Genomic DNA, 15,982 nt, shown 5'->3' on the forward strand with positions numbered 1-15,982 from the left:
GGCGCTGGACCCCGCGACGGGCGGCGTGGCCTGGCGCCAGCGGCTCGACGCCGCGGTGGGCGGGGCGCCGGCGGTGTCGGATGGCCGCGTCTATGTCGTGGCGCGCGATGCCTCGGCCTGGGCGGTCCGCGCCTCGGACGGCAAGGTAGAATGGACCCTGCCCGGCACCCCCTCCACGGCGGGGGTCATGGGCGTGGCCGCCCCGGCGGTCGACGCGCGGCAGGTGATCTTTCCCTTCTCGTCGGGCCAGATGGTCGCGGTGGCGAAGGATTCGGGCACCGGCCTCTGGGGCGCCCAGGTCGCGGGGCAGCGCCGGGGGCGTGCCTATGCCGCCTATTCCGACCTGACGGGCGATCCCGTCATCGCGGGGGGCGTCGTCTATGCCGGCACCTCGGCCGGGCGGCTCGCTGCGGTAAACGCCGACACCGGCCTGACGCTCTGGTCCGCCCGCGACGGTGCCTTGAGCCCGGTAGCGGTGGCGGGGGACTCGGTCTTCCTGGTCAACGACGAGGATCAGCTGGTTCGCCTGAACGCCTCCACCGGCGAGGAAATCTGGCGTGTTGACATGCCCTATTTCACCAAGGACCGCGACAAGCGCCGCAAGGCCATCGTCGCGCATTTCGGACCCGTGCTTGCGGGCGGGCGGCTTGTCGTGGCGTCCTCGGACGGGCTCATCCGCACCTTCGACCCGGCCTCCGGCGCACTCGCGGCTACGGTGGATCTCCCCGGCGGCGCGGCCTCGGCCCCGGCGGTCGCGGGCGGCGTTCTCTATGTGGTCACCAAGGACGGAAAGCTTCGGGCTTTCCGCTGACGCGCAGTCGGTGTAGAAGCGCCGCTTCGAACCGGAAGGACCAAAGGGATGAGCTTCACCCTCGCCATCGTCGGGCGACCCAACGTCGGCAAGTCGACGCTGTTCAACCGGCTCGTCGGCAAGAAGCTCGCGCTCGTCGACGACCAGCCGGGCGTGACGCGCGACCTGCGCGAGGGCGAGGCGAAGCTCGGCGACCTCCGGTTCATCGCCATCGACTCGGCCGGGCTCGAGGACGTCACCGACGACAGCCTCCAGGGCCGGATGCGGCGGCTGACCGAGCGGGCGGTGGAACTGGCCGATGTCTGCCTCTTCGTCATCGACGCGCGTGCCGGCGTGACCGCGCAGGACCGGACCTTCGCCGACATCCTCCGGAAGAAGAACGCCCATGTCATCCTCGCCGCCAACAAGGCGGAAGGGAACGCGGGCGAGGCGGGTGTGCTCGACGCCTGGTCGCTGGGGCTCGGCGAGCCGGTCCGGCTCTCGGCCGAGCATGGCGAGGGGATGGACGAGCTTTACCACATCCTGCGCCCCATCGCCGAGGAGGTCGAGGCGAAGGCCTCGGTCCACGCGCCCGAGGTCGATGTCGAGGTGACCGACGAGACGGCCGGGGAGGGCCCGCGCAAGCCGACGCGGGACAAGCCGCTGCAGATCGCGGTGATCGGCCGCCCGAACGCCGGCAAGTCCACGCTCATCAACAAGATCGTCGGAGAGGAGCGTCTGCTGACCGGGCCGGAGGCGGGCATCACCCGCGACGCGATCTCGGTGACGGCCGACTACCTCGGCACGCCGGTGCGCATCTTCGACACCGCGGGCATGAGGAAACGCGCGAAAGTCGTTGACAAGCTGGAGAAATTGTCCGTGGCCGACGCGCTTCGGGCGGTGCGCTTCGCGGAAGTCGTTGTGGTGCTTCTCGATGCCGGCATCCCGTTCGAGCAGCAGGACCTGCGGATCGCCGACTTCGCCGAGACCGAGGGCCGGGCGGTCGTCGTGGCGGTGAACAAGTGGGACCTGGAAGCGGACAAGACCGAGAAGCTGAAGGAACTGCGCGAGGCCTTCGAGCGACTCCTGCCACAGCTGAAGGGGGCGCCGCTTGTCACGGTCTCTGCGAAGACGGGGCGCGGGCTCGACCGTCTCCATGCGGCGACCCTGAAGGCCTATAACGTCTGGAACCGCCGCATCACGACGGCGAAGCTGAACCAGTGGCTGACGGCGATGACCGAGGCGCATCCGCCGCCGGCGCCGGGCGCGCGGCGGATCAAGCTCAGATACATGACGCAGGTGAAGACGCGGCCCCCCGCCTTCGTCGTCATGTGCAGCCATGCCGACAAGCTGCCGGAAAGCTATTCCCGCTATCTTGTCAACGGGTTGCGCGCCGACTTTGACATGCCGGGAACGCCGGTGCGGCTGACCTTCCGCGATCAGGGCGACAAGAACCCCTTCAAGGATCGCAAGAAGTCGACGCCCTCGCGGCTGAGAAAGCACGTCGAGCGGAAGAAGGCTTGAGCTTCCGCGTGCCCCGAAGGCCCGCGGGCGGGGGGGTGAAACCCCCGCCGCCGTCAGACCAGTTGCCCCGCCGCCGTCAGCCGGGTCTTGCCGCCGAGCCAGGGCACGAGCGCCGCGGGCAGCGTGACCGAGCCGTCGGCCTCCTGTCCGTTCTCCAGAACCGCGATCAGGCAGCGGCCGACGGCGAGGCCGGAGCCGTTCAGAGTATGGACGAACTCCGGCTTGCCGCCCGCCGGCCGGAAGCGCGCGTTCATCCGCCGGGCCTGGAAGTCGCCGCAGACCGAGACCGACGAGATCTCGCGGTAGCGGTCCTGGCCGGGCAGCCAGACTTCGAGGTCATGGGTCTTCTGCGCGCCGAAGCCCATGTCGCCGGTGCAGAGCACGACGGTCCGGTAGGGCAGGCCCAGCCGTTCCAGCACCGCCTCGGCGCATTTCGTCATGCGTTCGTGCTCGGCAAGGCTGGACTCGGGCGTGGTGATCGACACCATCTCGACCTTCTCGAACTGGTGCTGGCGCAGCATCCCGGCGGTGTCCTTGCCGGCGCTGCCGGCCTCCGAGCGGAAGCACTGGGTGTGCGCCGTCATGCGGATGGGCAGGGCGGCCCCGTCGAGGATATCGCCCGCGACGGTGTTGGTCAGCGTCACCTCGGACGTAGGGATCAGCCACCAGCCGTTCGTCGTCTGGTAGCTGTCCTCGGCGAATTTCGGGAGCTGGTTGGTGCCATACATCGCCTCGCCCTTGACGAGGACCGGCGTCCAAGTCTCGGTCAGGCCATGTTCGCCCGTGTGCAGGTCGAGCATGAGCTGGGCGAGCGCGCGGTGGATGCGGGCCACCGCGCCGCGCAGGAGGACGAAGCGCGCGCCCGAGAGCTTCGCCGCCGTCTCGAAGTCCATGCCCGGCTTCACGCCGGCGATGTCGAAATGTTCCAGGGGCGCGAAGTCGAAGCGGCGTGGCGTGCCCCAGCGGCGGATTTCCACGTTGCCGGTTTCGTCCGCGCCCTCGGGCACCTCCGCCAACGGCAGGTTGGGGATGGTAAGGAGGAGATCCTGAAGGCGCTCGTCTTCATCCTTTGCGGTTGCCGCAAGGTCCGCAATCTGCGCTTTGCGCTTCGCAATACCTTCTCGGATTGTCTCGAACGCTTTCTCATCACCCGCAGCTTTCGCTGCGCCGGCTTGTTTGCTGAGCCCGTTCAACTCCGCTTGGGCTTGCTCGGAAAGGAGAATTGCCGCCCGCCGAGCCTCGTCGATGGCGAGGATCTCCCGCGACATCGGCGCCGCCCCCGGCCGGCGCGTCAGCGCCGCGTCGAAGGCTTCAGGATTTTCGCGGATGGCGCGGATATCGTGCATGGCTCACCTCTGAGGCGCGTTCGCGCGACTTATGCCCCAAGCCCGGGCAGAGGAAAACCGCGAAATCGCCGGTCCGAGGCGCGGATGCGCGGGGGCCGCCTTCGTGCTATCCTCGCTCCCGTCCGGCGCGACCGAGGGTCGGGTGCGGGCCGCAGGATGGCGGTGGTGTCTCCGGACATTGCCCGGCCAGGACCAGGGAGGTCGACATGACGGCGATGAATGTCGTGCGGATGCGAGTGAAGGCGGGGCGCGAGGACGCGTTCCTGCGGTTTCACGGCGAGCGGTCGCTCGGCGCGCTCAACGGGATGAAGTCGTTCCGCATCGTCAAGACCGGCGAGCGGGAATACCTCGTGCTAGGGCACTGGGAAAGCATGGCCGCGCTCGCCGCGGCGCGGCCGGCAATGATCGGGATGCTCGACACCTTCCGCGACGACCTGGAAGACCTCGGCTCCGGGCTCGGCGTCACCGAACCGCGCTCGGGCGAGGTGGTGCTGGAGCGGACCGCCTGACGGGGTTGACGTGTCGCGGTGGTTGACGCAAGGACAGGGCGGCCTCGTGCTGCCCCGGACGGCGGAGCCTCGTCGGGGCGCGCGTGCCCGCCTTGCAAACGGGCCCCGGCGACTATAGGTTCCGCCGCGACCTACAGGGCGGACCAGCGCCCCCCATCCAGAAGGACGCACTCATGCTCATCACTCCCGCCTATGCCCAGGCCGCGGGCGGCGCCGGCGGCGCCGGCGCAATGGTCCAGTTCCTGCCGCTGATCCTCATCTTCCTGATCATGTACTTCCTCATGATCCGCCCGCAGCAGAAGAAGATGAAGGAACACAGGGCCATGGTCGAGGCGCTGCGCCGGGGCGACCAGGTGGTGACGCAGGGCGGCATCATCGGCAAGGTGAGCCGGGTTAAGGAGGGCGAGAACGAGATCGAGGTCGAGATCGCCGATGGCGTGAAGGTGCGCGTCGTGCGCTCCACCGTATCCCAGGTCCTGTCGAAGACCGAACCGGCCGCCAACGCCGGCTGAGCCCCGCCGCCCCTGACGAGAGCCGAGCATGCTGCACATCCCCCTCTGGAAGCGGATCGTGATCGGGGGGCTTTGCGCCCTCGGCCTCCTGACGGCGCTGCCGAACGCCTTCTACGCCCGTGCCGAACGGCACAACGACGCCGTCGTCGCTGCCGAGCGGGCGGGTTTCGAGACAGAGGCGCAGGCGGCCGACCGGGCGCTCTGGCCATCGTGGCTGCCCTCGGCGATCGTCAACCTCGGGCTTGACCTCAGGGGTGGCGCGCATCTTCTGGCCGAGGTCCAGGTGGCCGATGTCTACAAGGCCCGGATGGACGCGCTTTGGCCCGAGATGCGCCGCGCGCTCGCCGAGGCGCGGGGCGAGATCGGCGGCATCCGCCGCGCGCCCTCCGACCCGTCGGAACTGCGCATCCAGATCGAGAAGCCCGAGGCGATGGCGAAGGCGGTGGAGGTCGCGCGGGGGCTCGCGAGCCCGGTCGTGACGCTGACCGGGGTGGGCCAGTCCGATCTCGAGGTGACCGCCGAGGGCAATGAGCTGATCATCCGGCTTTCCGAGGCCGAGCGCGCCGCTACCGACGACCGCACGATGCAGCAGTCGCTGGAAATCATCCGCCGCCGGGTGGACGAGGTCGGCACGCGCGAACCGACGATCCAGCGCGAGGGCGCCGACCGCATCCTGATCCAGGTTCCCGGCATCGGCTCTGCATCCGAACTGAAGGACCTGATCGGGACCACCGCGCAGCTGACCTTCCAGCCCGTCGTCGGCCGCGGCACCGACGGCAGCGCCATCGCGAAACCGGGGCAGGAGATCCTGCCGTCGCTCGACGAACAGGGCGTCTTCTACACGCTCGAGGACACGCCCGTCGTGACCGGCGAGGAACTGACCGACGCGCGGCCCGACTTCGACCAGAACGGCCGGCCCGCCGTCTCCTTCCGCTTCAATCCGACGGGGGCGCGCAAGTTCGGCGACTATACCGCCGCCAATGTCGGCCAGCTCTTCGCCATCGTGCTCGACAACGAGGTGATCTCCGCCCCCCGGATCAACCAGCACATCCCCGGCGGCTCGGGCATCATCACCGGCAACTTCACCGTCGAGACCTCGACCCAGCTCGCGGTCCTGCTGCGCGCCGGCGCGCTGCCCGCGAAGATGAACTTTCTCGAGGAACGCACCATCGGGCCGGAGCTCGGCCAGGATTCGATCGACGCCGGCCGCATCGCCGCCGCGGTGGGCTTTGTCGCCGTCGTCGCCCTCATGATCGCGAGCTACGGGCTTTTCGGTGTCTTCGCCACCATCGCGCTCACGATCAACATGGCGATGATCTTCGGCATCCTGTCGAGCATCGGCGCGACGCTGACGCTGCCGGGGATCGCGGGCATCGTGCTGACGATCGGCATGGCGGTTGACGCCAACGTCCTCGTCTTCGAACGCATCCGTGAAGAGCTCAGGACCGCGAAGGGAGCGGCGCGTGCCATCGAACTCGGCTACGAGAAGGCAATGTCGGCGATCATCGACGCCAACATCACCACCTTCATCACCGCCCTCATCCTCTTCTTCCTCGGCTCCGGCCCGGTGAAGGGCTTCGCGGTGACGCTCGTCGTGGGTCTCGTGACCTCGGTCTTCACCGCAATCTACGTCACCCGCGTGATGGTCGCCGCCTGGTTCGACCGCAAGCGCCCCAAGTCGATCACTGTGTGAGGGAACCGCCATGGCCTTCCGTCTCAAGCTCGTTCCCGAAAAGACCAACATCGACTTCTTCCGCTGGCAGGCGGTGACCTTCTGGGGCTCGATCGCGCTCGTCCTCGCCGCGATCGTCCTGACGATCGTGATGGGGCTGAACTTCGGCATCGACTTCCGCGGCGGCACGACGATCCGCACGGAATCGACGCAAGCGGTCGATGTCGGCGCCTATCGCGCGGCGGTCGCGCCCCTGAACCTCGGCGATGTCTCGATCACCGAGGTCTTCGACCCGACGTTCCGCGAAGACCAGCACGTCGCCATGCTGCGCATCCAGGCGCAGGAGGGCGACGAGGCGATCACGCCCGAGGTTATTGCCAAGGTCGAGGCGGCGCTGCAGGGCGTCGATCCGTCGATCACCTTCCTCTCGGTCGAATCGGTCGGCCCCAAGGTCTCGGGAGAGCTGATCAGGACCGCGATCCTCTCGGTCCTCGCCGGCACGGCGGCGATCTGCTTCTACATCTGGCTCCGCTTCGAATGGCAGTTCGCCGTGGGCGCGGTCGTCGCCCTCGTCCACGACATCGCCCTGACCATCGGCATCTTCTCGCTCTTCCAGCTCAAGTTCGACCTGACGATCATCGCGGCGCTGCTGACGATCCTCGGCTATTCGATCAACGACACCGTGGTCGTCTTCGACCGGCTGAGGGAGAACCTGATCAAGTACAAGACGACGCCCTTGCGCGACCTCTGCAACCTCTCCGTCAACGAGACGCTGAGCCGAACGGTGATGACCTCGGGCACTACGCTCATCGCGCTCATCGCGCTTCTCGTCTTCGGCGGCGACGTGATCCGCGGCTTCGTCTTCGCGATGACCTGGGGGGTCATCGTCGGCACCTATTCCTCGGTCTATGTGGCCAAGAACGTGATCCTCATGCTCGGCGTGAAGCGCGACTGGGGCAAGAAGGACGACGGCCCCGCCGGTACCCAGTTCGCCAACGTCAAGTAGCGTCGCGCGATGATCCGGCTCACCGAGATCAGCTTCGGGCAGGCCCGGCCGATCGACGGCTACGGGCCCGGCTTCTTCCGCATCGGCGGCGAGGTCCTCCACGGCGCGGTGCTCGTCACCGCCGGTGGGGCGCGGATCTGGGGTGGCTTCGACGAGACGGCGCCGCTCCTCGCGCTCGAGGGCGAGGTCGACGTGCTCCTCCTCGGCACGGGCGCCTCCATCGCCCATCCGCCGGCGGACCTCCGTGCCGCGCTCGAGGCGCGGGGGATCGGCGTCGAGCCTATGGCGAGCCCGGCCGCCGCGCGGACCTACAACGTGCTCCTGTCCGAGGGACGGCGGATCGCCGCGGCGCTCCTGCCGGTCGGGTAGCCCCATGCCCCGCATCCCTTTCCGGCCGGGCGCCGCCGCATGTTGCTGACCGTCGCGGACCTTGCCGTCGCGCGGGGCGGCATCGCCCTCTTGGAGGGTGTCGCCTTCGCGCTCGCGCCCGGGCAGGCGCTGATCCTGCGCGGCCCGAACGGCATCGGCAAGACGACGCTCCTCAGGGTGATCGCCGGCCTCCAGCCGGCGCTGCGGGGCCGGGTCGAGCTGCCTCCCGAGGGGGCCGCCTATGCCGGCCATGCGGACGGGCTTAAGGCCACGCTGACGGTGGCCGAGAACCTCGCCTTCTGGGCCCGGATCTACGGGCAGCGTGACACCGCCCCGGCGATCGCCGCGATGGATCTCGGCGCACTGGCGGACCGCCCGGCGCAGAACCTCTCGGCCGGGCAGAAGCGCCGCCTCGGCCTCGCGCGGCTGCTCGTGACCGGCCGCAGGCTCTGGCTTCTCGACGAACCCACGGTCTCGCTCGACGCGGCCTCGGTTGCCATGTTCGCCGCGTCCGTCCGCGCCCACCTCGCGGCGGGCGGCGCGGCGCTCATGGCAACCCATATCGACCTCGGCCTCGCCGAGGCCGCAACGCTCGACCTCGCCCGCTTCCGCGCGAAGCGCTCCGCGCCGGGGCGGGGCGACGGCTTCGAGGATCCCTTCGACGGGGCCTTCGCATGACCGGCTTCTTCCTGGCGAAAATACTCCGGGGTCCGGGGCGGCGCCCCGGGACAGGGCCCCGCGCGGGGGGCTCGCCATGCTAGCGCTCCTTCTCCGCGACCTGAGGCTCGCCACGCGGGCGGGCGGCGGGTTCGGGCTCAGCCTCGCCTTCTTCCTCATCGTCACCGTGCTCGTCCCCTTCGGCGTCGGGCCCGAGGGCGGCACGCTCGCGCGGATCGCCCCCGGCATCCTCTGGGTCGGCGCGCTCCTCTCCTGCCTCCTGTCGCTCGACCGGATCTTTGCGCTCGACCGCGAGGACGGCTCGCTCGACCTTCTCGCGACGGCACCGATTCCGCTCGAGGGCGTCGTCGCGGTGAAGGCGGCGGCCCACTGGCTGACCACCGGCCTGCCGCTGACGCTCGCGGCCCCCGTACTCGGGGTGCTGCTGAACCTGCCCGAGGCCGCCTTCTCCTGGCTCACCCTCTCGCTCATGCTCGGGACGCCGGCGCTGTCGATGATCGGCAGCTTCGGCGCGGCCCTGACGGTGGGGCTGAAGCGGGGCGGGCTCCTCCTCTCTCTCCTCGTGCTGCCGCTCTACATCCCGACGCTGATCTTCGGCGCCGAGGCGGCGAAGCGCGGGGCCGAGGGGTTGGCGGCGGGAACCCCGCTTCTCATGCTCGCGGGCATCACGCTCGGCGCCGTCGCGATCCTGCCGTTTGCAGCGGCTGCGGCAATCCGCGTCAATCTGCGCTAGGCAGGTGCATGATATGACTGTTGTGAGCGCCACCGGGACGGATTAGCTACAGCCCATGTCGATCTGGGAATACGCGAACCCCAAGAAGTTCATGCAGACCTCGTCCTGGGTCCTGCCCTGGGTGACGGGTCTTGCCGTGCTGACGCTCCTTGTCGGACTCGTCTGGGGTTTCTTCTTCACGCCCGACGACTTCCGCCAGGGCTCCACCGTCAAGATCATCTACATCCACGTCCCTTCGGCGATGATGGCGATCAACTGCTGGGCGATGATGCTCGTGACCTCGCTCATCTGGCTCGTCCGCCGCCACCATGTCTCGGTGTTGGCCGCCAAGGCGGCGGCGCCCATCGGCATGACCATGACGCTGATCGCGCTCTTCACCGGGGCGATCTGGGGGCAGCCGATGTGGGGCACTTGGTGGGCCTGGGACCCGCGGCTGACCTCGTTCCTCATCCTCTTCCTCTTCTACCTCGGCTACATCGCGCTCTGGGAGGCGGTGGAGGACCCCGATACCGCGGCCGACCTCACCTCGGTCCTCTGCCTCGTCGGCTCGGTCTTCGCGCTTCTCAGCCGCTATGCGGTCCTCTTCTGGAACCAGGGCCTGCACCAGGGCGCCTCGCTCTCGCTCGACAAGGAGGAACATGTGGCCGATGTCTTCGCCTGGCCGCTCTGGGTGACGATGGCGGGCTTCGTGCTCCTCTTCGTCGCGCTCGTCCTCCTGCGTACGCGGACCGAGATCCGGGCGCGCCGGCTACGGGCGCTCGAGGCGCGGGAAAGGATGGCGTGATGCTCGAGCTTGGCAAGTATGCCGGCACCGTTCTCGGCGCCTACGGTGTGACGATCGTACTGCTGCTCGCCCTCGTCTGGGTCACGCTCCGGCGCGGCGCCCTGATGCGCCGGCGGCTGGAGGAGCAGGAAAAGCGGATGGGGCGCAATGGCTAGGCTTTCGCCGCTGATGGCGCTGCCGCCGGTGATCTTCGCCGGCCTCGCGGCGATGTTCGTCTGGGGCATGAACCGCGAGGACCCCAACGCGCTGCCCTCGGCCTTTGCCGGCAAACAAGCGCCGGCGGTGGCGGTCATGCCGCTCGGCGACAACCCGGTCTTCGCCGACGCCGACCTGCGCGACGGAAAGGTGAAGCTCGTGAACTTCTGGGCAAGCTGGTGCGCGCCCTGCCGGGCGGAGCATCCAAACCTCGAGAAGCTCAGGGCCGAGGGCGTGACGATCCTGGGCGTGAACTACAAGGACAAGCCCGAGGCGGCGCTCGGCTTTCTCGCGGAACTCGGCAACCCCTATGCCGCCATCGGCGCCGACGAAAGCGGCCGCATGGGAATCGACTGGGGGCTCTACGGCGTGCCCGAGACCTTCGTGATCGACGGGGCCGGCAATGTCGTCCTGCGGTTCCCCGGCCCGATCACCGAGCGCGTGCTGGAAAGCGACATCCGGCCGGCAATGAAAAGGGCCGCCGCGGAGTAGCTGCTTGCGCCCGCGACGGCCCGGGTCGTCAACGCATCTGCGAAGCGACTATCAGGATGAGGAGAGCGGCCGCTTCCAGAAGCGGCATGCTCGGCAGGAACAGCAGTCTCGTTCGCAGCATCCTCATGCGCGGTTGATACCCTGCCGGCAGTCCGGGACGAAGCGCACAATTCGCGGCTTTCACAAAACCCCCATGAAATATGGAGGTTTTTGAAAGCCTTGCTTCCGCCCTATTCGCGGAGGCTGCGACAAGGGCGCCAAAGCCGGAGGATCATTGCCAGGACCGGATCAATCCCGCGCCGGCCGGAAGCCGAATCGTCGGAAACGCTGAAGGCAGAGCCCCGCCCGGGGGTCGGGCGGGGCCTCGGCGTTCGCGTAGCGGTGTCAGGCGCGGGCGAGGTTCCTGAGCACGTAGTGCAGCACCCCCCCGTGCTCGACGTATTCGACCTCGATCTCGGTATCGATCCGGCACTTGATCTGGATCGTCTTCTCGCTGCCGTCGGCATAGCGGATCGTGCAGGGCACGAGGCTCAAGGGTTTGAGGTCGCCTTCGAGCCCGTGGATCGAGATCACCTCGTCGCCCTTCAGCCCGAGCGTCTTGCGGTTCTGGCCGTCGGCGAATTCGAACGGGATCACGCCCATACCGACGAGGTTGGAGCGGTGGATGCGCTCGAAGCTCTCCGCGATCACCGCCTTGACGCCGAGAAGGTTGGTGCCCTTCGCGGCCCAGTCGCGCGACGACCCCGCGCCGTATTCGATGCCGCCCACCACGATCAGCGGCACGCCCGCCGCCTGATAGGCCATCGAGGCGTCGTAGATCGAGGTCTGCGCGCCGTCGGGGCCGAGCGTGTAGCCGCCCTCGACCCCGTCCAGCATCTCGTTCCGGATGCGGATATTGGCGAAGGTGCCGCGCATCATGACCTCATGGTTGCCCCGGCGCGAGCCGTAGCTGTTGAAGTCCTTGGGCGCGACCTGCCGCTCGGTCAGGTACTTGCCCGCGGGCGTCGTCGGCTTGAACGAGCCCGCCGGAGAGATGTGGTCGGTGGTGATCATGTCGCCGAGAAGCGCGAGGATGCGCGCGCCTTCGATGTCGTGGATCGCGCCCTTCTCCTTGCCCATGCCGCGGAAGTAGGGCGGGTTCTGGATGTAGGTCGAGGTCGGCGGCCAGTCGTAGGTCTCCGACTCCGTCACCTTCACGCCCTGCCACTTCGCGTCGCCCTTGAAGACATCGGCGTATTTCGTCTGGAACGCCTCGCGGGTGACGACCTCGTGGACGAGTTCCGCGATCTCCTGGTTCGAGGGCCAGATGTCCTTGAGATGGACCGGCTTGCCGTCCTTCGAGGTGCCGAGGGGTTCGCTCGTCAGGTCGATGTTCATGTCGCCGGCGATGGCGTAGGCGACGACGAGCGGCGGCGAGGCGAGGTAGTTCGCCCGCACGTCGGGGCTGATCCGTCCCTCGAAGTTGCGGTTGCCGGACAGCACGGAGACGGCGACGAGGTCGTTGTCGCCGATCGCCTTGGAGATTTCCGGCTGCAGCGGACCGGAGTTGCCGATGCAGGTAGTGCAGCCGTAGCCGACGAGGTTGAAGCCGAGCGCGTCGAGATCCTCCTGCAGCCCGGCGGCGTTGAGGTATTCCGACACGACCTGCGAACCGGGGGCGAGCGAGGTCTTCACCCAGGGCTTGCGGGTGAGGCCGAGCGCGCGCGCCTTGCGGGCGAGCAGGCCGGCGCCGATCAGGACATAGGGGTTCGAGGTGTTGGTGCAGGAGGTGATCGAGGCGATCACGACCGAGCCGTCGCGGATCGTGTAGGCCTCGCCTTCGACCTTCGCGGTCTTCAGTACCTCGTTCGGCGCGGTGAGCGTGTCGCCCTCGGACGCCATGTTCTTGGCCGCCTCGGAGGTGTCGACGCCGCGATAGTCGCTCACGACCTTGTGGAAACTCTTGGCGGACATGTTGAGCGGCGTGTAGTCCTGCGGCCGCTTCGGCCCGGAGATTGCCGGCACGATCTCGGCCATGTCGAGATGCAAGGTCGAGCTGTAGATCGGATCGTAGTCCGCGCCGCGCCAGAAGCCGTTCTCCTTGGCGTAGGCCTCGACGAGCGCGATCCGCGCCTCGTCACGGCCCGTCTGGCGCAGGTAGCGCAGCGTCTCGCCGTCGATCGGGAAGAAGCCGCAGGTGGCGCCGTATTCGGGGGCCATGTTGGCGATGGTGGCACGGTCGGCCAGCGGCAGGTGGTCGAGGCCGGGGCCGTAGAATTCGACGAACTTGTTCACCACGCCGTGCTTGCGCAGCATCTGCACGACCTTCAGGACGAGGTCGGTCGCGGTTGTGCCTTCCATCATCCGGCCGGTGAGTTTGAAGCCCACGACCTCGGGGATGAGCATGGAGACCGGCTGGCCGAGCATCGCCGCCTCGGCCTCGATGCCGCCGACGCCCCAGCCGAGGACGGCGAGGCCGTTGACCATGGTCGTGTGCGAATCGGTGCCGACGAGCGTGTCGGGGTAGGCGACCGTCAGACCGTACTGATCGGTATCGGTCCAGACCGTCTGGGCGAGGTATTCGAGGTTGACCTGGTGGCAGATGCCGGTCCCCGGCGGCACCACGCGGAAATTCTGGAACGCGTTCTGGCCCCATTTCAGGAAGACGTAGCGCTCCATGTTGCGTTCATATTCCAGGTCGACGTTGCGCTGGAAGGCGCGCGGATTGCCGAATTCGTCGATCATCACCGAATGGTCGATGACGAGGTCCACCGGGTTGAGCGGGTTGATCTTCTGCGGGTCGCCGCCGAGCGCCTTGATTCCGTCGCGCATCGCCGCGAGGTCCACGACGGCGGGAACCCCGGTGAAGTCCTGCATGAGCACCCGCGCCGGGCGATAGGCGATCTCGCGCGGGTTCTTGCCTCCCGCCTTGCCCCAGTCCGAAAACGCCTTGATGTCGTCCACCGAGACGGTGCGCCCGCCATCCTCGAAGCGCAGCATGTTCTCCAGCACGACCTTCAGCGCGGCGGGCAGCCGCGAGAACGTGCCGAGCCCGGCCGCCTCGGCCGCGGGGATCGAGTAGTAGGCGACGGTCTGGCCGGCGACGCTGAGCGTCTTGCGCGTCTTCGCGGTGTCCTGTCCGGTGACGATGGGCATGGGGATCTCCCTTCGGGGTGGGGCTGGCTCGGTGGTGGGTCGCACGCCTAATGCCGCAACGTCACAAGGCGTTCAAGCGAATTTGCTCAGTTTGTATACCATTGTGCACAATTAACCGCAAGGGGTGTCCAGTCCTCGCTCGCCGTCGCAAAGGCTTGATTGGCGCCGGACCGCGCGCTCGACTATCAAGTGACAAAAGGGGATTGAAACACGCATGCGACGGATGATCACGACCGCGGTCGGCCTCTGGCTGACGCTCGCGGGGACGGGCCTTGCCCAGCCTGCCACGGGCAGTCCGGTGGTGGTGGAGCTCTACACCTCGCAGGGCTGTTCCTCCTGCCCGCCGGCGGACGAGCTCCTGGAGCAGATCGCCGGGCGCGCCGACGTGATCGCGCTGGCGCTGCATGTCGACTACTGGGACTACATCGGCTGGAAGGACACCTTCGGGAACCCCGCCTTCACCAAGCGCCAGCGTGCCTATGCCGCGGTGGCCGGCGTGCGAACCATCTACACGCCACAGATGATCGTGGGCGGGATGGATCACCTCGTCGGGGTCCGGCCCGCCGAACTCGCGGCGCTCCTCTCGCGCCACGCGGCGCGCGCCAGGCCCGTCGGGCTGCGTCTCGACCGCGTGGGCGACGGCGTCCGTGTCACCGCCGCGGCGGCGCAGCTGCCGAAGGGCGCCGTGGTTCAGCTCGTGCGCTATCGGCCCCACGAGCGGGTGGAGATTCGCCAGGGCGAGAACGCCGGCAAGGCGATCGACTACAGCAACATCGTCACCGAATGGCGTCGCGTGGTGGACTGGGACGGGCGGGCCGATCTCTCGCTCACCGTCGCGGCGCCGGGTGGGGACCCGGTGGTCGTCATCCTGCAGGAGCCCGGGCCGGGCCCGGTCATCGCCGCGGCGGCGCTGCGCTAGCCAGGGCCTGTCGCAGCGTCATTCCCCCCTGCCGCCGACGCCCGCGTTGACGGGCGCGCGCGGGGATGGCTACCTCGTCCGGCCGGGGCAGGCGGAGGGCGTGGGCGATGACGGGCGCGAGGGGCCAGGCGGACGACGAGGAGGCCGGCCTGCAGGCGCGGCTGGCGGCAATGCGCGCCGCCTTTCTCGCCCGACCGCCTCCCGGCCTCGCGGAGCGTCAGGCTCATCTCCGGCGGCTCCGGCTTGCCGTGCAGGCACGGAGCGGCGAGCTTGTGCGCGCCGCTGCGCAGGACTTCGGCCGGCGGCGGGCGGCGGAGACGCTGATTCTCGATCTCGGGCCCGTGGTGCAGGCCTCGCGGCACCTGTCACGAAATCTCCGCCGCTGGATGCGGCCCGAACGCCGCGCGGTGCCCGTCGCGCTCTGGCCCGGGCGCGCGCGGGTGTTCCGCCAGCCGAAGGGCGTGGTCGGGATCATGGCGCCCTGGAACTATCCCTTCGGCCTGTCGCTGATCCCGCTCGCGACGGCCCTTGCCGCCGGCAACCGAGCGATGCTGAAGCCCTCCGAACTCGCCCCGGCCTCGGCCGAGGCGATGGCCCGGATGCTGGCCGAGGCTTTCGACGCGGAGGAGGTGGTGGTGGTGCTCGGCGGGGCCGCGACGGGAGCGGCCTTCGCGGGACTGCCCTTCGACCACCTCGTCTTCACCGGATCGACCGAGGTCGGACGCAGGGTCCTGCAGGCCGCGGCGCGAAACCTCGTCCCGGTGACGCTGGAACTTGGCGGCAAGTCGCCGGCGATCCTCGGCCGCGACGCGGACTTCGCCAAGGCGGCGCGCGACATCGCCTGGGGCAAGATCGCCAATGCCGGCCAGACCTGCATCGCCCCGGACCATGTGCTGGTGCATTCAGCCGATGCCGCGGCCTTCCGAGACCGGCTCGTGGCCGAGATGGAGCGCGCCTTCGCCGGCCGCAGCCGGATGACCGGCATCATCGACGCCGCGAAGGCAGAGCGGCTTCGGATTCTGGTCGCCGAGGCCGCGGCGGTGGGGGCGGAGGTCCGCTGGATCGGCGGAGGCGTCGACGTCCTCGAGGACCCGAGCGTGGACCGGGTCCTCACGGTGGTCGAGGGAAGCGGCACGAACGCGAAGTAGCGGTTGCGGTCCGGCGTCCAGCCGTCCCCGATCTCTGCCGCATCCGCGCGGCGACCTCGGCGTCCGCGTCGAAGGTTTCGTAGAAATCGCCCAACCGGAAAAGCAGGATGCAGTCCGGGTATTCACGTTTAACATCCAGATATTGCTGGCGCAGAGGCGTGACATCGCTC

At 68.7% G+C, this 15,982-nt stretch carries 17 protein-coding genes; 14 read left to right on the forward strand and 3 right to left on the reverse strand.

The window, feature by feature from the left end; genetic code table 11:
• Both F9K34_RS11395 and der read left to right on the forward strand, forming a co-directional pair.
• Window positions 1-811: PQQ-like beta-propeller repeat protein (locus tag F9K34_RS11395; protein WP_291337089.1), on the forward strand; the 811-nt coding region annotated here is incomplete at its 5' end.
• Window positions 812-859: 48 nt separating this feature from the next.
• Window positions 860-2,314, forward strand: a complete 1,455-nt coding sequence (der, locus tag F9K34_RS11400; RefSeq protein ID WP_291337090.1) for a ribosome biogenesis GTPase Der — start codon at window positions 860-862, stop codon at window positions 2,312-2,314.
• A 53-nt stretch (window positions 2,315-2,367) separates the two neighbouring features.
• On the opposite strand, the gene serS is transcribed toward der, so the two are convergent.
• Window positions 2,368-3,660: a serine--tRNA ligase gene (serS, locus tag F9K34_RS11405; protein WP_291337091.1), complete on the reverse strand. Its 1,293-nt coding sequence runs from the start codon at window positions 3,658-3,660 to the stop codon at window positions 2,368-2,370.
• A gap of 206 nt (window positions 3,661-3,866) precedes the next feature.
• Between serS and F9K34_RS11410 the strand changes: the two genes are divergently transcribed.
• The 10 genes from F9K34_RS11410 to F9K34_RS11455 all read left to right on the forward strand — a co-directional run bounded on the left by F9K34_RS11410 (window position 3,867) and on the right by F9K34_RS11455 (window position 10,610).
• Window positions 3,867-4,169, forward strand: a complete 303-nt coding sequence (locus F9K34_RS11410; protein ID WP_291337092.1) for an antibiotic biosynthesis monooxygenase — start codon at window positions 3,867-3,869, stop codon at window positions 4,167-4,169.
• 173 nt (window positions 4,170-4,342) lie between these two features.
• Window positions 4,343-4,681: a preprotein translocase subunit YajC gene (gene yajC, locus F9K34_RS11415; protein WP_291337093.1), complete on the forward strand. Its 339-nt coding sequence runs from the start codon at window positions 4,343-4,345 to the stop codon at window positions 4,679-4,681.
• A gap of 28 nt (window positions 4,682-4,709) precedes the next feature.
• Window positions 4,710-6,374 (forward strand): protein translocase subunit SecD, encoded by a 1,665-nt coding sequence (gene secD, locus F9K34_RS11420; RefSeq protein WP_291337094.1) that lies wholly within the window; start codon window positions 4,710-4,712, stop codon window positions 6,372-6,374.
• A 10-nt stretch (window positions 6,375-6,384) separates the two neighbouring features.
• Window positions 6,385-7,359, forward strand: coding sequence for a protein translocase subunit SecF (secF, locus tag F9K34_RS11425; protein WP_291337095.1), 975 nt, complete (start codon window positions 6,385-6,387; stop codon window positions 7,357-7,359).
• A 12-nt stretch (window positions 7,360-7,371) separates the two neighbouring features.
• Entirely contained in the window at window positions 7,372-7,728 is a 357-nt protein-coding gene (locus tag F9K34_RS11430) for an Mth938-like domain-containing protein (RefSeq protein ID WP_291337105.1), read from the forward strand.
• Between the two features lie 39 nt (window positions 7,729-7,767).
• Window positions 7,768-8,406, forward strand: a complete 639-nt coding sequence (ccmA, locus tag F9K34_RS11435; RefSeq protein WP_291337096.1) for a heme ABC exporter ATP-binding protein CcmA — start codon at window positions 7,768-7,770, stop codon at window positions 8,404-8,406.
• Window positions 8,407-8,482: 76 nt separating this feature from the next.
• Window positions 8,483-9,139 (forward strand): heme exporter protein CcmB, encoded by a 657-nt coding sequence (ccmB, locus tag F9K34_RS11440; protein WP_291337097.1) that lies wholly within the window; start codon window positions 8,483-8,485, stop codon window positions 9,137-9,139.
• Window positions 9,140-9,194: 55 nt separating this feature from the next.
• Window positions 9,195-9,923 carry a heme ABC transporter permease gene (locus F9K34_RS11445; protein ID WP_291337098.1) on the forward strand — a complete coding sequence of 243 codons (729 nt, stop codon included), beginning with the start codon at window positions 9,195-9,197 and terminating at the stop codon, window positions 9,921-9,923.
• A complete protein-coding gene (gene ccmD, locus F9K34_RS11450) occupies window positions 9,923-10,078 on the forward strand; it encodes a heme exporter protein CcmD (RefSeq protein ID WP_291337099.1) in 156 nt (51 codons plus the stop codon). The genes F9K34_RS11445 and ccmD overlap by 1 nt, the downstream gene beginning before the upstream one ends.
• Entirely contained in the window at window positions 10,071-10,610 is a 540-nt protein-coding gene (locus F9K34_RS11455) for a DsbE family thiol:disulfide interchange protein (protein WP_291337100.1), read from the forward strand. The genes ccmD and F9K34_RS11455 overlap by 8 nt, the downstream gene beginning before the upstream one ends.
• A gap of 384 nt (window positions 10,611-10,994) precedes the next feature.
• Here the strand turns inward: F9K34_RS11455 and acnA are convergent, their stop codons facing one another.
• On the reverse strand, window positions 10,995-13,745 hold the full coding sequence (gene acnA, locus F9K34_RS11460; protein WP_291337101.1) for an aconitate hydratase AcnA: 2,751 nt from the start codon (window positions 13,743-13,745) through the stop codon (window positions 10,995-10,997).
• Between the two features lie 214 nt (window positions 13,746-13,959).
• Here acnA and F9K34_RS11465 point away from each other — a divergent pair, with 214 nt between their 5' ends.
• Together F9K34_RS11465 and F9K34_RS11470 are read left to right on the forward strand one after the other, a co-directional pair.
• The gene (locus F9K34_RS11465; RefSeq protein WP_436405738.1) at window positions 13,960-14,664 is read left to right on the forward strand and encodes a DUF1223 domain-containing protein; all 705 of its coding nucleotides are present in this window, start codon (window positions 13,960-13,962) and stop codon (window positions 14,662-14,664) included.
• A 107-nt stretch (window positions 14,665-14,771) separates the two neighbouring features.
• Entirely contained in the window at window positions 14,772-15,812 is a 1,041-nt protein-coding gene (locus F9K34_RS11470; RefSeq protein WP_291337103.1) for an aldehyde dehydrogenase family protein, read from the forward strand.
• On the opposite strand, the gene F9K34_RS11475 is transcribed toward F9K34_RS11470, so the two are convergent.
• Window positions 15,775-15,982, reverse strand: a 208-nt coding sequence (locus F9K34_RS11475; RefSeq protein WP_291337104.1) for a hypothetical protein, incomplete at its 5' end; no start/stop codon positions are given. The two genes, F9K34_RS11470 and F9K34_RS11475, sit on opposite strands and share 38 nt — an antisense overlap.

The sequence above is a fragment of the Albidovulum sp. genome, assembly GCF_008933605.1.
Lineage (GTDB): Bacteria > Pseudomonadota > Alphaproteobacteria > Rhodobacterales > Rhodobacteraceae > Albidovulum.

What these genes read in the sequence shown, in the direction of transcription:
- F9K34_RS11410 (WP_291337092.1), top strand. Translation starts at nt 3,867, where the DNA reads ATGACGGCGATGAATGTCGTGCGGATGCGAGTGAAGGCGGGGCGCGAG.
- F9K34_RS11470 (WP_291337103.1), top strand. Translation starts at nt 14,772, where the DNA reads ATGACGGGCGCGAGGGGCCAGGCGGACGACGAGGAGGCCGGCCTGCAG.
- acnA (WP_291337101.1), bottom strand. Translation starts at nt 13,745, where the DNA reads ATGCCCATCGTCACCGGACAGGACACCGCGAAGACGCGCAAGACGCTC.
- F9K34_RS11465 (WP_436405738.1), top strand. Translation starts at nt 13,960, where the DNA reads ATGCGACGGATGATCACGACCGCGGTCGGCCTCTGGCTGACGCTCGCG.
- F9K34_RS11445 (WP_291337098.1), top strand. Translation starts at nt 9,195, where the DNA reads ATGTCGATCTGGGAATACGCGAACCCCAAGAAGTTCATGCAGACCTCG.
- ccmB (WP_291337097.1), top strand. Translation starts at nt 8,483, where the DNA reads ATGCTAGCGCTCCTTCTCCGCGACCTGAGGCTCGCCACGCGGGCGGGC.
- serS (WP_291337091.1), bottom strand. Translation starts at nt 3,660, where the DNA reads ATGCACGATATCCGCGCCATCCGCGAAAATCCTGAAGCCTTCGACGCG.
- der (WP_291337090.1), top strand. Translation starts at nt 860, where the DNA reads ATGAGCTTCACCCTCGCCATCGTCGGGCGACCCAACGTCGGCAAGTCG.
- F9K34_RS11455 (WP_291337100.1), top strand. Translation starts at nt 10,071, where the DNA reads ATGGCTAGGCTTTCGCCGCTGATGGCGCTGCCGCCGGTGATCTTCGCC.
- ccmD (WP_291337099.1), top strand. Translation starts at nt 9,923, where the DNA reads ATGCTCGAGCTTGGCAAGTATGCCGGCACCGTTCTCGGCGCCTACGGT.
- ccmA (WP_291337096.1), top strand. Translation starts at nt 7,768, where the DNA reads ATGTTGCTGACCGTCGCGGACCTTGCCGTCGCGCGGGGCGGCATCGCC.
- yajC (WP_291337093.1), top strand. Translation starts at nt 4,343, where the DNA reads ATGCTCATCACTCCCGCCTATGCCCAGGCCGCGGGCGGCGCCGGCGGC.
- secD (WP_291337094.1), top strand. Translation starts at nt 4,710, where the DNA reads ATGCTGCACATCCCCCTCTGGAAGCGGATCGTGATCGGGGGGCTTTGC.
- secF (WP_291337095.1), top strand. Translation starts at nt 6,385, where the DNA reads ATGGCCTTCCGTCTCAAGCTCGTTCCCGAAAAGACCAACATCGACTTC.